The following is a 16,145-nucleotide window of genomic DNA, read 5'->3' as shown; positions in this document are numbered from 1 at the left end:
AAAATATTGAATGTAAAAATATTTTAAATGTTTTTATTTCCCGTATTTTTTGAGGTTCTTTTAAATAAAATGTAAAACAACCGATTGTTTTATAAGTTCTTTTTTTATATTTGTCACCTATAGCATCGATCTGATTTACATTAAAATATCTTTTTTAATAATGATAGATTTTCAACTAGTAACAAATAAAATACCACTTATGAATATTAAAAATTAGAAAACAAAACCACATTAACTATTTAAACCAAACAAAAACCATTATGAAGTTAAAACTTAAAATTGCACTAATTGGGCTGCTGCTGATAAGCAGTCATAGTATAATGGCTCAATCAAAGACCATTCATGGCGTAATTACTGATCCTTCAGGATTTCCTCTGCCTGGTGCCAGTGTTATTGTAGAAGGTACAAAAAACAGCGCATCAACAGATTTTGACGGTAAATATTCTTTAAACGGTGTAAATCCTACCGATAAAATTACTTATTCTTATGTTGGCTTAATTTCACAGACGATTACTGTAGGTGAAAGAAATTCAATTAATGTTACTCTTGTTCAATCCACACAAAATTTAAATGAAGTTGTAGTAGCCTATGGTACTCAAAAGAGAACTAAAGTTACAGGAGCAGTTTCGACGGTAAGTTCAAAAGATATTGCCGCAGTACCCATTACCAATGCAGAATCTGCTTTACAAGGACGTGCAGCTGGGGTTACGGTTGTAAATGGTGCCCCAGGATCTAATCCTACGGTTAGTATTCGAGGTCTGGCTACTATGGGAAATAGTGCTCCCTTATATGTAATTGATGGTGTTTTAACTGGAAATCTTTCAGGTTTAAGCCCTAATGACATAGAGAGCATTTCTGTTTTAAAAGATGCTTCGACGACAGCTTTATATGGTTCTAAAGCCTTTAACGGGGTTATTGTAGTTACTACTAAAAAAGGGAAAAAAGGTCCGGGACAATTAACCTTCAGTACGTATGTTGGCGGACAGGAGGTAACAAAACGATACAGTGTTTTAAATACGCAGCAATACCTTCAATACGCTAAAGATTTAGGAAGCGATTTAACAGCTAGAGCCGCAGAGTTTGGAAACATTAATACCAACTGGCAGGATCAGATTTTTCAGACTGGAGTAATGCAGGATTACAATTTGAGTTTCTCAAATGGTACTGAAACTTCGACAGGGCGTTATTCTGCAGAATACTTAAAACAAGATGGCGCAATTATTAATACAGGTTTTGAGCGTTATTCTTTTAGAGCCAACAATACACAGGATATTGGCAGACTAAAAGTAGGAAGTAATATTGGTGTTTCTTTCAGTACGATCAATCCAGAGCGTAGTTCAGGCGGAAGAACATTATTAGAACATGCTATTAAAATGGCACCTTATTTTCCAATTTACAATGAAAACAGTATAGGAGGATATCAAGGGCCAAGCGCTATCGACGGAAATGATGCTGAAAATCCAGTACGTGTCGCTAATTTAGGATATCAAAAAATTAATAATTTATCGATCATTGGAAACATTTTCGCAGAATTAGAAATTTACAAAGGATTGAAATTCAGATCACAAGTTTCTTTAGATTATTATACAAGTAAAGACCATACATTTATCCCAAGTTTTCAAGATGGCTCTTACCATAAACAGGCATTTTCTTCAACAAACGAAACCAATTCTCAAGGCCAGACAATTGTTTTTGATAACAGTTTAACCTATAAAACTACAATCGCAAACAAACACAATCTTGAAGTTTTGGGAGTTATTACTAAAATTGATGGAAAATCTCAAAGTCTAGCTGCTGGAAGCCGTTATTATATTTCAAACGAAATCGATCAGCTTCGTTACAATGAAGGGAGTTTAGGATCTGCTAATTATGAGGAAAAAAACATTGGATACATTGCCCGTATCAACTATGATTATGAGGATAAATATATTCTAGCTGTTTCAGGACGTAGAGATGCATCTTCTCGTTTTGGAGCGAATCATCGATGGGGTAATTTCTATTCTGTTGCTGTAGGTTGGAATATAGCGAAAGAAAATTTTATGCAGAATTCTATTTTCAGCACATTAAAACTTAGAGCTAGTACAGGAACAACAGGAAACGACAGGATCGACAATTATCAATACAGTGCTACTTTGCTGGCTAATTATAATTATCCAATTGGAGGAGCAAATGCACCAGGTGTTTCTTTAGGTGTTGCTGCTAATCCAGATTTGAAATGGGAATCAAAACTAGATAGAAATATAGGTTTGGATTTTGGCTTATTTGATGATCAATTTACAGGTTCATTTGAATATTTCAACAATAAGAGCAGTGATATTCTTTTTGCGGTTCCTCTTGCAGCTTCTGTTGGGTCTGCGGGTGGTGGAACACAGATTCAAAATATTGCCGATGTAAAAGTAAGTGGTTTTGAAATTTCACTTGGGTACAACGACAGAAAAGGAGATTTTACATGGTCTGCTGTAGCAAATTTAGGCACAAGCAAAAATGAAGTAGTGAGTTTAGCACCAGGAGTAACCAGTGTTTTAGGCGGTCCATCAGCAAGAGCAGGTCTGGAAAATTTCTCTAGATTAGAAGTAGGACAGCCGTTATTCTATTTTTATGGATATCAAACCAACGGAATTTACCAAAATCAAGCAGAAGTAGATGCCGTATTTGGACCAGGCCAGACTACTATAAAACCAGGTGATATTAAAATTGTGGATCGCGACGGCAATAAAGTGATCAATTCAGATGATAAAACAAACATAGGAAATCCATATCCTGATTTTACTTACGGTTTAAACCTAAATGCCGCATACAAGAATTTTGATTTTAACTGTTTTATAACTGGAGTGGCAGGTAACGATATTTATAATGCAAACACTTTCGATTTAAAAGGGATGAACCGCTTGTTTAACGCCAGCACAGATGTTTTAGACAGAGCAAATGTTGTAAATGGTGTTGTAACAAATCCTTCAGCTACTTTACCAAGAGCACAAGGAGCAGATATCAACTGGTCTTCTGCAAACCAGCGCTATATTGAAGACGGTTCTTTTACAAGATTAAAAAACATCGCTTTGGGATATACATTAACTGGAGATGCGTTTAAAAGTTATTTCTCAAAAGCAAGATTCTACATAAGCGGACAGAACCTGATCACAATTACAAAATACTCTGGTTTAGATCCTGAAATTGCACGTGCAGATGCTAATGCAAATTCAGCAGGTATTGATTTAGGAAGATACCCACAGCCAAAATCAGTAATTTTTGGAATTGATGTTACATTTTAATATTTAAAGACGATGAAAAAAATTAAATATATACTTATAGTACTGTCTGGAGTTTTAACCATGACTTCATGTGACACTGGCGAATTAGAATTGACAAATCCTAATACCTTATCGCCTGAAACTTTCTTTAAAACCGAAGCACAAGTGCAGTCTGCTGTAAATGCTTCGTATGCAAATCTTCAAACAAGAGGACTCTACGGCCGAAATCTTTTCTTCGCAATGGATCTTATGGGGCACGATGCTTTAGGAAATCCACAGTTAGAAGGTAATAAGAAACCTTTTCAAGATTTTTCTTTTAATGGAGGAAACGATATTATTCAATACTATTGGGAATCTTGTTATATAGGAATATCCAGAGCCAATTTTGTGCTGGATAACGAATCCAAAATAAATGCTCTTCCTAATTCTGTTTTATCTCAGGAAAAAAAGAATAAATATTTAGGCGAAGCTCATTTTTTAAGAGCGTACTATTATTTTCTATTAGTGAGACGTTTTGGAGATATACCAATTTATAAATCAGGAACTATTGTTGGAAATCCAAGAAGCCCTAAAGCTGAGGTGTATGCTTTAATTGAAGAAGACCTTGTATTTGCATCACAAAATCTTTTATCAAAAGCTTCAGAATCGGCAGGAAGAGCCAATAAAGAAGCCGCGTATGCACAATTGGGTAAAGTGCTGTTATATCAAAAGAAATACAATGAAGCTTTGGCTGCTTTAAATAACGTAACAAGTTACAGCCTTGAAGACAAAGGTAATTTTTACAACAACTTTATGGAAGAAACAGAACATGGCAAAGAATCGATTTTTGAAATCGAGTTTGACGAAAAAAACGGAACCGGGGATCAATGGGGAGCTGTTGGTGATAGCGGTGGAACTGGTTTTGATGAGTCAACACTTAGAGGTCAGGAATACGGAAATCTTAGCTGGTACAATGTTTACCCATCAGATGATCTTTTAGATTCGTATGAGGCTGGTGATAACCGTTTCGGAGACACTTTTTATGTGCCGGGTTCTTCATATTTAAAAGGAACCAAAGTAATGGTCGCAAGTAATTTTACTACCTCTGCAGGAATTAGAAGAGCAGGCTGGAAAAAATATCAAAACTATTACACAAGAGAAGATGAAGCAACGCGATCAAGCATTAACTTTAAAGTAATGCGTTATGCAGATGTACTGCTTATGAAAGCAGAGTGCGAAAACCAAAGAGATGGCGGATCGCAGACAGCAGCAATAGCATACATCAAACAAGTTCGCGATAGAGCAAACCTTACCACTAATATCACGGCAACAAAAGAAGCAGTTTTTGCTGCAATTGTACACGAGCGTCAAGTAGAATTTGCAGGAGAACAATCTCGTTTTGATGATATTATACGATGGGGTATAGCAAGCACCGTATTGCAGGGAACAGGTTTTACTCCTGGTAAAAGTGAGCTATGGCCAATACCTAATAGAGAAACATCATCTAATCCTAAAATAAAACCAAGCGATAATAATCCTGGGTATTAAAAACATTAAAATTTGGTTAGTTTAAGTTAAGTTAGTTTTTTATAAACAGCGCAGGAATGCGCTGTTTATTATTTGCATTAATGCGATTGAACACTTTATGCATTACAGTAGACTTAAATCCCAAAACAAAAACTCATTTATTTTTTGTGATGAATAATTAATATTTAAACAGATAAATATGATTCTACATAAAAAAAAATCAAACCGATATTTGATTGTAATTTCTGCTTTGACCATAATTTTCACACTCGCTGCACCAATTTCGATTATGGGACAGAAGCAAAAGAAAACAGCAAAAACAGAAGCCGAAAGACCCCAATACCGAAATCTTTTTAAAGAAGCAGGTTACAGCCAAGATGAAATAGACAAAAAAGTGGCCAAAGCCTATTATGATATTTTTGAAGGGCCAAACAAAGTATATTTTGAAGAAGGAGATGCTCTCGGCTATGTTTCAGATGTTAAAAATAAAGATGCCCGTACCGAAGGAATGTCGTATGGAATGATGGTTGCCGTTCAGCTCAATAAAAAAGAAGTTTTCGATCGTCTTTGGCGATGGTCTGTGAAATACATGCAGCATCAAGATGGACCAAGAGAAGGGTATTTTGCTTGGAGTGTGAATCCGTTAACTAAAAAGCAAAACTCTCCAGGATCTGCTTCAGATGGCGAATTGTACTATGTAACCAGCCTTCTTTTTGCTTCCAACAAATGGGGAAACGCGACAGGAATAGACTACTACAAAGAAGCCAGAAAAATACTGGATGCGATGTGGAAAAAAGACGGAACTGGAAATGTGCATAATATTATAAATACCGAACACAAACAGATTTCATTTGTGCCGGAAGGCGGGGGCTACAATTGGACAGATCCTTCTTATCACGTTCCTGCATTCTATGAAATATGGGCATTGTATGCTAAAGATGGCCACGAACAATTTTATAAAAAATGCGCAGAAGTTTCGCGTAATTTTTTGCATAAAGCCTGTCATCCTGTAACAGGTCTCAATTCAGATTATACCGAATTTACAGGTGAACCGCACCCAACACCTTGGATGCCGGCCGGATTTCGTTACGATTCGTGGCGTGTTCCTATGAATGTGGCCATGGATTACACTTGGTACGGAAAAGATAAAAAATGGCAGGAAGAATATGCAAAACGATTTCAAAATTTTCTCCGATCTAAAGGATTGAATCAATTTGAAGATCAGTTTAATCTAGATGGTTCGACGCCAGATTTTATTCTTCAAGCAGGCCCTGTTAAAAAACTCAGACATTCCATTGGATTAGTAGCCACTTCTGCCACTGCATCATTAGTCAATCCCGATAAAGAGAGCATAGATTTTGTTCACGCCGTTTGGAATGCAAAACTCGAGCCTTATGAAGACGGTTACTTTGATCCCTATTATGACGGACTGATGTATCTTTTTAGTCTAATGCATCTTAGCGGAAAATACCAAATTATTGTTCCAGAAGTAAAATAACTTTTAAACAGAAAATCATGAAACAGTATAGCATTATTATCGTATTAGTTTTATCAGGAGTCATGGGGTTTGCTCAAAACACGGCTTCGATTGCTGAAGATTTTAAACCTTCAGCGCTTAATCAGCCAGGGCAGGAATATCCTAAAGTTAATTCTCAAGGATATGCACGATTTCAAATTGCAGCTCCCGAAGCAAAATCTGTTGTAGTAAGTCTGGGATTGGGCGGAGCCAAAGGCGGAACCGTTCTTACAAAAGATCAGGACGGCTATTGGAAAGGCACAACAGAAGGCGCAATGGACGAGGGTTTTCATTATTATCATGTAACTATTGACGGCGGAGTTTTTAATGATCCGGGTGCGCTTAACTTTTACGGATCGACACGCTGGGAAAGTGGGATCGAAATTCCGGCACACGATCAAGATTTCTACGCTTTGAAGGATGTTCCGCACGGAAATGTGCAGCAGATTCTTTTTCCTTCAAAAAGCACTAATACCTCACACAGAGCTTTTGTATATACTCCGCCTTCTTATCATAAAGATAAAGACAAAAAGTATCCGGTTTTGTATTTGCAGCACGGCTGGGGAGAAGATGAAACGGCTTGGAGCAATCAAGGGCGTGTTAACTTAATTATGGATAATTTAATTGCAGAAGGTAAAATAAACCCATTCATTATTGTGATGACGTACGGAATGACTAACGAAATTAAATACGGCGGATTGGCAAGTTTTAAAATAGAACCATTTCAAACGGTTCTAGTAGACGAATTAATTCCTTATGTCGATTCAAATTTCCGTACCATTTCCAATCAGGCAAATCGCGCTATGGCCGGTTTATCAATGGGCGGAATGGAAACACATTCTATTACGCTAAACAAACCAGATGTTTTCTCGCATTATGCACTCTTAAGCGGCGGCATCTATAAACCTGAAGAAATTAAAGATAAGTCAAAAGTAAAACTGATTTTTATAAGCTGCGGCAGCCGCGAAAGACCAGAATCAGTGAAATCCGCAGTAAAAATGCTTAAAGATGCTGGATTTAATGCCTTTTCTTATGTTTCTGAAAATACAGCTCATGAATTTTTGACTTGGCGCAGAAGCTTCAAAGAATTGGCTCCGCTTTTATTTCAATAAATTGATTTTACATACAGATGATTAACTAAAAAGGAAAATATGAAACTATCGATTACCGTTGTTATTGCAATTGTCAATTTGTGTTTTCAGTCAGCAAATGCCCAGTCAGAACCAATTATTACAGAAGATTTTAAGCCTTCATCGGTAAATCAGCCCGAAAAAATATTTCCTCAGGTCAATTCGCAAAGACGTGTTCGCACCAGCATTTCCGCACCCAATGCAAGCAAAGTACAGCTGGATATTGGCGGTGTGAAATACGATATGAAAAAAGATGAAAAAGGCGTTTGGACAGGAGAATCGAATCCGCAGGATGAAGGATTTCATTATTATCAGTTAAATATCGATGGCGCTTCCGTTCCAGATCCGGGAAGTCTTTATTTTTATGGTGCTGGAAGATGGGGGAGCGGTATAGAAATTCCTTCTGCCGATCAGGATTTTTTCGCTTTAAAAAATGTTCCTCATGGTCTCGTAAGCGAAAATATCTATTTCTCAAAACTAACCAATTCTTTTAGACGTTGTTTCGTATATACTCCAGACGGTTATAATGAAAATACGAAAACACGTTATCCCGTTCTTTATTTGCAGCATGGAAGTTTTGAAGACGAAACAGGCTGGTCATCGCAAGGAAAAGCAAACCTTATTTTAGATAATCTGATAGCTTCAAAAAAAGCAGTTCCCATGATTATTGTAATGGACAATGGGTATGCTTATAAAGATCAAAAAAATACGCCATCGGATAAAAATAAGCCGAGGGAATCCATTTTTGAAGAAGTCCTTATTAAAGAAGTAATTCCTATGATTGATGCTAAATTCCGTACCATTCCAAAACGAGAAAATAGAGCTATTGCAGGTCTTTCAATGGGAGCCAATCAAACCATGAGAATTATGATGAATCATTTGGATACTTTTTCATATTATGGCGGATTCAGCGGTACGGCAAATTATCCAAATTCAGATACCATAGATGTTTCTTCATTTTTAGATGGAAAATATAAAGATGGAAATGCCTTAAATAAGCAGATTAAACTTTTCTGGCTCGGATTAGGAACCAAAGAACCTGCTCCTTTTCCTAAATCGGTTGGTGCATTTCGAAATATGCTCGAGCAGCAGGGCATCAAATATGAATATTATGAGTCTCCAGAAACAGCTCATGAATGGCTTACCTGGAGAAGATGCTTAAATGAGTTTGCTGGAAAGTTATTTAAGTAGAAAATTAATTTTTTCACACTTTACAAACTTCCAGATTTGTACTGCCTAACACACAAAGATTTTAGGCATACGATCGTATGATAAATGCTTATATTTACGCAGAGAAAATATACATTATGTACGAAGATTTAAAATATTGGTACTTGCGGGATCATAAATTGTTTAGAACACTGAGCTATTCCCAAATCAAGCAATTATGTATTATAACTGGTTTTAAAAAAGCATCAAAAGGAGAAATTATTTATTTTTCTTCTTCAGATGTGCCTCGTATTTTTTTACTGAAAAAAGGAAATATAAAAATTGTTGCTATTGATGATGATGGTAACGAAACCATAAAGGATATTATTCAAAAAGGTGATTTATTTGGCGAACTAACATTGGAAACAGATAGCAAAGTCGAAGAATATGCCAAAGTACTTTCTGACGATGTGGTAATCTGCAGTTTTTTAATGTCGGATTTTGAAGACTTATTGCTGCGCAATCCAATGCTTGCCATTTCATATACCAAATTTGTTGGCTTAAAAATGAAGCGTATAAAAAATAGTTATGCCAATTTAATTTCTAAAGATGCCAAAACCAGACTCTATCAATTTCTTAAGGACTGGGCAGAAAAAGAAGGCGTTAGAAATGGAAATCTAGTAGCAATTGAAAACTATTTGACGCAGAATGATATTGCTCAAATTATCTGCACTTCAAGACAAACTGCTGCCCAATTACTCAATGAAATGGAAGCCAGCCAGCTCTTAAGGTACAACAGAAAAGAAATTATCATTTCTGATATCACTAAATTATAATTATTTCAGGCTAAATGTAAATTAGCCGACATTTTGCTTTTTCATAGTGCAATAATTTTACATCATTAAAAAGATGCAAAAACAAATTCATTATGAAAAAATTACTTTTAATTTTCCTTACAGTCCTTAATTCGGCTGTTTATGCACAAATCGCAGTTCCTAAATCTGCGAATGATATCGCTCCTTTACTTATAGGAGAAAAAATTCCAAATGTTATTTTAAAAACATCTGAAAATAAAGATGCTGACATTTCGGAACTGCTTAAAAAGAAAAATACAGTTTTTGTTTTTTATCGTGGCGGCTGGTGTCCTTATTGTAATATGCATTTACAAGCATTGGCTGAAGCCGAAAAGCAAATTATCGATTTGGGATATCAAATTATTGCTGTAAGTCCAGATTCTCCTGAAAATTTAAAAGTAACAGAAGAAAAAGACAAAGTAAAATATACTTTAATTTCCGATGCAGGAGGAACTTTAATAAATGCAGTAGGAATTTCTTATCAAGCACCCGAAAACTATAAAGAAATAATCCGTAAACATTCAAACGGAATCAATAACAGCTTACTGCCTGTTCCTTCGGTTTTTGTTGTAAATACGCAAGGCGATATACTTTTTGAATATATCTCACCCAATATTAAACAACGTATATCTACAGAATTATTAATTGCAGTATTAAAAAACTTAAAATAAATTGAACATGAAAAAGCTAATAGTATTCGTATTGATTTTAGTTTCAGGCACTTCATTTGCCCAAAATGAAGCAAAGAGAATTAATCTGTATAATTTAGAAAATAAATTAGGTATTCAGGGATATGATCCTTTGGGATATTTTAATCTGGGAAAAGCGGTTAAAGGCAAAAAAGAAATTTCAGTTTCGTATCAGGGAGTGGTTTATAATTTTTCATCAGTAGAAAATAAAAATACATTTTTAAAAAATCCAGCCAAATACGAACCTCAATACGGCGGCTGGTGTGCGTATGCCATGGGAGATTCTGGAGAAAAAGTCGAAATAAATCCAGAAACATTTAAAATTACAGATGGTAAATTGTATTTATTCTACAATGCTTATTTTAATAATACACTCAAAAGCTGGAATAAAGACGAGAGTAATTTAAAAACCAAAGCTGATAATAACTGGAAAAAAATATATAATAATCAGAAGCCATGAAAAGAGAAGTTATAATGTGGATTCTAAGAATAACAGCCTCAGTAATATTACTTCAGACCTTGTTTTTTAAATTCAGCGGTGCCGAAGAAAGCGTATATATATTTTCCTGCTTGGGAATAGAACCGTATGGAAGAATTGGCTCTGGAATAGCAGAACTCATCGCAGCCATTTTAATTGTAATACCCAGAGCAACATGGATTGGTGCTTTTGCTGCAGCCGGAATTATGTTTGGAGCTATTTTGTCACACTTATTTGTCTTAGGCATCGAGATTCAAAATGACGGAGGATTACTTTTTGCATTGGCCGTTATTACTTTATTCTGCAGTTTAGGATTACTTTATTTAAATAAAAAACAATTGTTCAATCTTCTAAATTAAAAGTTATGTTATTAAAATCAATATGCCGAAGTTTAGATGAGTTAACAGTTTTATTAAATCAATTATCGGATACTGAGTATTCAAAATCCTGTAAAGCGTTAAGCAATGCCACAATTGGAGAACATACCAGACATATTTTGGAAATGTTTCAGTGCCTTCAAAGCGATTATGATTCAGGTGTTTTGAATTATGATAAACGTCAGAGAAATCATAAAATACAAACAGAAACTGAATTTGCGAAACAATGCATTATCGACATAAAAGCAGGATTGCAGAGTGAAAATAAAATCATGTTTCTGGAACAATATATTGATGGTCTTACGACGAGAATCCAAAGTAATTATTACAGAGAACTGCTTTACAATCTTGAACATTGCGTACACCATCAGGCGTTAATTAAAGTAGCCTTATTGCAGTTTGAAAATATTTCAGTCGATGAAAATTTTGGAGTGGCTCAATCAACTATCGAATATAGAAAACAATGTGTACAGTAAGTTTTGTAAACAGTAATGGAGTTGCAATTATTACCTCAAACCGCGACGAAAAAACAATTCGTCCCGTTGCCGCAGCTCCCCGAAATTATAGTCACAACGGAAAAAAAATCATGTATCCAAAAGATTCAAAAGCTGGTGGAACCTGGTTTGCAATGGATGAAAATGGAACTGTTTTAGTATTATTAAATGGTGGAATTATAAAACACAATCCTGCATCTGAATACCGAAAAAGCCGTGGATTAATTGTACTGGATATCATTGAAAAAGATTCGCCAAAGGATTTTTGGAAACAGATTAATCTCGACAATATAGAACCCTTTACGCTGGTTTTATATCAGGAAAAAAGTTTATTTGAATTGATCTGGGATGGCTGCCATAAAAGAACAGTACAGTTGGATGAAAACCAAAATCACATCTGGTCATCAGTCACCTTGTATCCAGAAGAGATAAGGAAAGAAAGATCAAAATGGTTTTTTGATTTTTTGAAAAATAAAAATGAAATCGCAGCTCTTGATATGCTTGATTTTCATAAAAACACCCATAGCGGCGATACTCAAAATGGTTTAATTATTAATAGAGAAAATATAATGAAAACATTAAGTGTTACGCAGGTTGTTACTGAGCAAAACAAAGGTGCAATGAAATATTATGATTTAGTTAAAATAGAAGATTTTTCAGCTTCTTTTATCCGAATTTAAAAACAGAAAGATGAAGTTATTTTTTCACAAACTTACCAATTGGGAATATTGGCCTTTTCAAGTTTTGTATTTCCCCATTTATTTTCTCTGGATTTATTATGCTCTAAAAGCAAGATCTATTTTTTTCTTTAATGCCTCTAATCCCAAAATTAAAAATGGTGGTTTTATTATGGAGAGTAAAAAACAAATTTATGATTTGCTGCCGCAAAAAAAATATCCGAAAACAATTTTAATTCGCGAAAATTCAGATGTAAAAGATATAGTGTCTCATTTAACCGAAAAACAAATTCATTTTCCGTTAGTTGCAAAACCTGATATTGGACTGCGTGGTTCGGGAGTAAAAAAAATTAAAACACTTTCAGAACTAGTGGATTATGCTGGAAAAGCAAATTTTGATTTTTTATTGCAGGATTTTATTCCGTTCGAAAAAGAAGTTGGTATTTTTTATATTCGACATCCGCTGCAAAAAAAGGGAAAAATTACAGGAATTGTGTCTAAAGAATTTTTGATTGTAAAAGGAGATGGTCAATCCACTATTGAAGATTTAATAAAAAAGAATCCTAGATTCGAACTTCAGCTTCATGCTTTAAAAGCAGAATATGGACCAAAACTCCAGCACATTTTGCCAGCTGACGAAACATTAAATTTAGTCCCTTACGGAAATCACGCCCGAGGTGCAAAATTTCTTGACGGCAGCGATTGGATCACTCCAAAGTTAACAAAGACAATCAATGACATCGCAGCCGAAATTCCAGAGTTTTATTTTGGACGCTTTGATATCATGTACAATACTTTTGAAGAATTAGAACGAGGAGAAAATTTTCAAATTGTAGAACTTAACGGTGCGGCAAGCGAGCCTACACATATTTACGATCCTAAGCATTCTGTATGGTTTGCATGGAAGGAACTCGCGCGGCACATTACCTATATGTATGAAATAAGTGCTGAGAATCATAAAATGGGAGTTCCTTATTTAAATTACAAAGAAGGCCTGCGTGAATACAAATTACATTTGGCACAAAACAATAAAATCATGAATTTTTAAAATGAAAAGCTTAAAAAATATCGGTGTTGGATTTATAGTAAGTTTTCTAGGATCAATTCCATTAGGATATTTAAATCTATTTGGATTGGAAATTTACACCAAATCAGGTCTTCAAGATTTAGTCTTCTTTTTGTTCGGAGTTATTTTTGTAGAAATTTTTGTCATTTTTTTTACCCTTATTTTTGCACGAGAGCTTTTAAATAACAAAAAAATAATGAAGCTGATTGATTTTTTTGGAGCTGGATTTATGTTTATTCTCGCTTTTACTTTTCATTTCAATTTCAATGCAAAAACAGGTTCAGATACCTTTCATGACTATTTGATGTATCCGCCTTTTATAATTGGTATCGTTTTAAACTGTTTTAATTTTTTGCAGCTCCCTTTCTGGGCAGGATGGAATTTATATTTGCTTAATGGAAAGTACATTACCATAGAAAGAAAGTTGAAATATTATTATATTCTTGGAACCTTTACAGGTGTTTTTTCGGGAATGTTTACTTTGATTGTTCTTTTAAAAGCAGTATTTCATACTACAGATTTATTTTCAAAGCCTGTAACTTCGGGTTTTATTTCACTCGTTTTTATGGGCTTAGGAGTCTTCCAAATGTACAAAATACATAAAAAATATTTTACCTGTTAGAGGCTTAATAATTCATGAGATATCTAATGCATGGATTTTATTTGCAGTAGAAAAGGTGTATAGCTCAATGACAAAAATGCTGTTTCACTTTTTCTCTGCTTTTTGTTCGTAAATTCATATCGGTGAAATTAAACTTCTTATTTGAAAATAAAAGAAATAAAACACTTCTTATTTTTTCTTCCAAAGTCGTACGCAAAATAGAAAAAGCTTTTGTAATCTGTGCTTCGACTGTTTTTATCGAAACATCTAGATGTTCTGCGATTTCGATATTGGTTAAACCTTCTTTTTTGCTTAAAATAAAAACCTCTTTGCATTTTGGAGGCAGGTTTTGAATTTCTTTATTCACCGCATTCAAAACTCTTTGAAATGCTTCAGAATCTTCTTCCTGAACAATTCCGTTTAAAGCATCATAATACGATTTTTCAAGAGAAAACAAAGACTGATTTTTACGATACAAATCAATAAATTCGTTGTAAACGAGTTTGTAAAGAAAACTTTTTAAAGAATGATTTTCTTTTAATCTGGTGCGATGTTCCCAAACTTTGATAAAAACATTCTGCACAATATCTTCGGCGCTGTAAACATTCTTAACCAAGCTGTTAGCATACACACAAAGTTTATGATGATACGTGTCGATAAGATACGTGTAAGCGCTTTCATCTCCATTTCGTAGAGACTCAATTAGAATAATATTATCGCTGTAATCATCCATTTTCATAAAAACAAATATATAAATTAATAGTTTTTGAGGTCGAAAACTGAACCGAATTTGCCCAAAACGAACCTCTTTTTTGTATTTCTATTTGAAAATTATTACAAATAAAAAATGAGAAAATGCAAATATAAATCTTTTGATTTATAATTTCTACTAAATTGGTCGAGTTTTATTGAAAGAAAAGACTTGTGAAAAATAAAAAAATCACTAAAATGAAAAAAACTTTATCAAATTGTTAGGGTTTTGTTTTTTGGCTTCGTAATAATATTAAAAATAACTAAAATGACAGTAAAAAAGTCAGAGAGACTAATTGTTAAATTTATCACAAATCAAGCTTCTCAAGAAGAAATTGAGCAGTTAACCATGTGGTTAAAAGAAGAAGAAAATCAAATTGTATTTAATGATTTTGTAAAAACCAATTATGCAATTGATACAGCTTTGAACACTTTTGATTCAACTGAAGTTAGAAAACAGCTTTCTGAGAGAATTGCAAAGGAAAATAATGTTTTTTATAAAAGAAGATTTTCATCTTATTATAAATATGCAGCGATTTTGATTGTGGCTTTGGGCGGATTTTATTTCTATAAAAATGCTTCATCAGATCAGGTAAAGAAAAATGTTATTGTTCCAAGAGTTGATGAAATTGTTTTACAATTAGGTAACGGTACATCGGAAACGATTGATATTTCTGAAGAAAAAAATATTACAGATAAAGATGGGAATATCATTGGCAAACAGGAAAAAAACAGGCTGGTTTATAATACGGCTTTTGCCAAAGGAGAATTGGTATACAACACCTTAAAAATTCCGTATGGTAAAAGATTTGAAGTACAATTATCAGATGGAACAGTGGTGCATTTAAATGCTGGAACCGCATTGCGATATCCCGTTCAATTTGTCAAAAACAAAAACAGAGAAGTATATCTTACAGGCGAGGCGTATTTTGATGTCAGCAAAGACAAAGCTCATCCATTTACTGTAAACACGCAGGAAATGAATGTTGAGGTTTTAGGAACTAAATTCAATGTAGATTCCTATAGCAATAATAGCAGTACAGACGTGGTGCTGGTGGAAGGTAAAGTTTCGCTTTATAAAGGGCAAAAAATAAATCAAAATCAGATTTATTTAACACCAGGTTTGAAAGGTTCGACCCAGAAAGGCCAGAGCGAAATTAAAACCGAACAAGTCAATACGGATTACTATACTGATTGGGTTAAAGGAAGTTTAGTGTTCAAAAATGCATCGTTTGACGATATCATTAAAAAACTGGAACGCCGCTATAATGTAACTTTCATCAATAAAAATAAAACACTTGGAAGAGAGATTTTCAATGCCCGTTTTGACAACGAACCTATCGAAGTAGTCTTAAAATATTTCAGCGACAGTTATGCCATTGATTACAATATTGACCGAGATAAAATCACTATTAAGTAGATGGTGAATTGACACGATGAATAATTAAAAATTAAAAATTAAGAATTAAGAATATCGGCTGATGTCGAGTGTACCAAATCTAAAATCTAAACACACATACACAAATCTAAAATCTAAAATCAGAAATCTAAAATCAAAAAATACCTCCGCCTATGTAGCAAAAATCCAAAAATGAAAAGGATCGTTATAA

The 16,145-nt window shown here is 34.2% G+C and carries 15 protein-coding genes; 14 read left to right on the top strand and 1 reads right to left on the bottom strand.

From position 1 onward, the window contains the following. The first annotated feature begins 260 nt into the window (after positions 1 to 260). The 13 genes from J0383_RS05010 (at position 261) to J0383_RS04950 (ending at position 13,806) form a co-directional block, all read left to right on the top strand. Positions 261 to 3,269, top strand: a complete 3,009-nt coding sequence (locus J0383_RS05010) for a SusC/RagA family TonB-linked outer membrane protein (protein ID WP_207297346.1) — start codon at positions 261 to 263, stop codon at positions 3,267 to 3,269. A 12-nt stretch (positions 3,270 to 3,281) separates the two neighbouring features. Beyond that, positions 3,282 to 4,775, top strand: a complete 1,494-nt coding sequence (locus J0383_RS05005) for a RagB/SusD family nutrient uptake outer membrane protein (RefSeq protein WP_207297345.1) — start codon at positions 3,282 to 3,284, stop codon at positions 4,773 to 4,775. 178 nt (positions 4,776 to 4,953) lie between these two features. Next, positions 4,954 to 6,252 (top strand): glycosyl hydrolase family 8, encoded by a 1,299-nt coding sequence (locus tag J0383_RS05000; protein ID WP_207297344.1) that lies wholly within the window; start codon positions 4,954 to 4,956, stop codon positions 6,250 to 6,252. Positions 6,253 to 6,269: 17 nt separating this feature from the next. Beyond that, on the top strand, positions 6,270 to 7,382 hold the full coding sequence (locus tag J0383_RS04995) for an alpha/beta hydrolase-fold protein (protein WP_207297343.1): 1,113 nt from the start codon (positions 6,270 to 6,272) through the stop codon (positions 7,380 to 7,382). 39 nt (positions 7,383 to 7,421) lie between these two features. Next, the gene (locus J0383_RS04990; RefSeq protein WP_207297342.1) at positions 7,422 to 8,591 is read left to right on the top strand and encodes an alpha/beta hydrolase-fold protein; all 1,170 of its coding nucleotides are present in this window, start codon (positions 7,422 to 7,424) and stop codon (positions 8,589 to 8,591) included. Positions 8,592 to 8,707: 116 nt separating this feature from the next. Next, complete coding sequence (locus J0383_RS04985) at positions 8,708 to 9,385, top strand: Crp/Fnr family transcriptional regulator (RefSeq protein ID WP_207297341.1); 678 nt, start codon at positions 8,708 to 8,710, stop codon at positions 9,383 to 9,385. Positions 9,386 to 9,477: 92 nt separating this feature from the next. Continuing rightward, a complete protein-coding gene (locus J0383_RS04980; protein WP_207297340.1) occupies positions 9,478 to 10,074 on the top strand; it encodes a peroxiredoxin-like family protein in 597 nt (198 codons plus the stop codon). A 7-nt stretch (positions 10,075 to 10,081) separates the two neighbouring features. Then, complete coding sequence (locus J0383_RS04975; protein WP_207297339.1) at positions 10,082 to 10,552, top strand: YHS domain-containing (seleno)protein; 471 nt, start codon at positions 10,082 to 10,084, stop codon at positions 10,550 to 10,552. Beyond that, positions 10,549 to 10,929, top strand: coding sequence for a DoxX family protein (locus J0383_RS04970; RefSeq protein ID WP_207297338.1), 381 nt, complete (start codon positions 10,549 to 10,551; stop codon positions 10,927 to 10,929). The genes J0383_RS04975 and J0383_RS04970 overlap by 4 nt, the downstream gene beginning before the upstream one ends. Positions 10,930 to 10,934: 5 nt before the next feature. Next, a complete protein-coding gene (locus J0383_RS04965) occupies positions 10,935 to 11,423 on the top strand; it encodes a DinB family protein (protein ID WP_207297337.1) in 489 nt (162 codons plus the stop codon). Beyond that, positions 11,411 to 12,121: an NRDE family protein gene (locus J0383_RS04960; RefSeq protein ID WP_207297336.1), complete on the top strand. Its 711-nt coding sequence runs from the start codon at positions 11,411 to 11,413 to the stop codon at positions 12,119 to 12,121. The genes J0383_RS04965 and J0383_RS04960 overlap by 13 nt, the downstream gene beginning before the upstream one ends. 10 nt (positions 12,122 to 12,131) lie before the next feature. After that, entirely contained in the window at positions 12,132 to 13,166 is a 1,035-nt protein-coding gene (locus J0383_RS04955; RefSeq protein WP_207297335.1) for an ATP-grasp domain-containing protein, read from the top strand. A gap of 1 nt (position 13,167) precedes the next feature. Further along, positions 13,168 to 13,806, top strand: a complete 639-nt coding sequence (locus J0383_RS04950) for a hypothetical protein (protein ID WP_207297334.1) — start codon at positions 13,168 to 13,170, stop codon at positions 13,804 to 13,806. Between the two features lie 64 nt (positions 13,807 to 13,870). Here J0383_RS04950 and J0383_RS04945 read toward each other — a convergent pair whose 3' ends face one another. Next, positions 13,871 to 14,524, bottom strand: coding sequence for an RNA polymerase sigma factor (locus tag J0383_RS04945; RefSeq protein WP_239023242.1), 654 nt, complete (start codon positions 14,522 to 14,524; stop codon positions 13,871 to 13,873). A gap of 279 nt (positions 14,525 to 14,803) precedes the next feature. On the opposite strand from J0383_RS04945, the gene J0383_RS04940 reads away from it, so the two are divergent. Then, positions 14,804 to 15,955: a FecR family protein gene (locus J0383_RS04940; RefSeq protein ID WP_207297333.1), complete on the top strand. Its 1,152-nt coding sequence runs from the start codon at positions 14,804 to 14,806 to the stop codon at positions 15,953 to 15,955. The last annotated feature ends 190 nt before the right edge of the window (positions 15,956 to 16,145 follow it).

The sequence above is a fragment of the Flavobacterium endoglycinae genome (assembly GCF_017352115.1).
GTDB lineage: Bacteria > Bacteroidota > Bacteroidia > Flavobacteriales > Flavobacteriaceae > Flavobacterium > Flavobacterium endoglycinae.
Note: the sequence above shows the minus strand (reverse complement) of the source record. Positions and strands in the feature narration are given on the sequence as shown.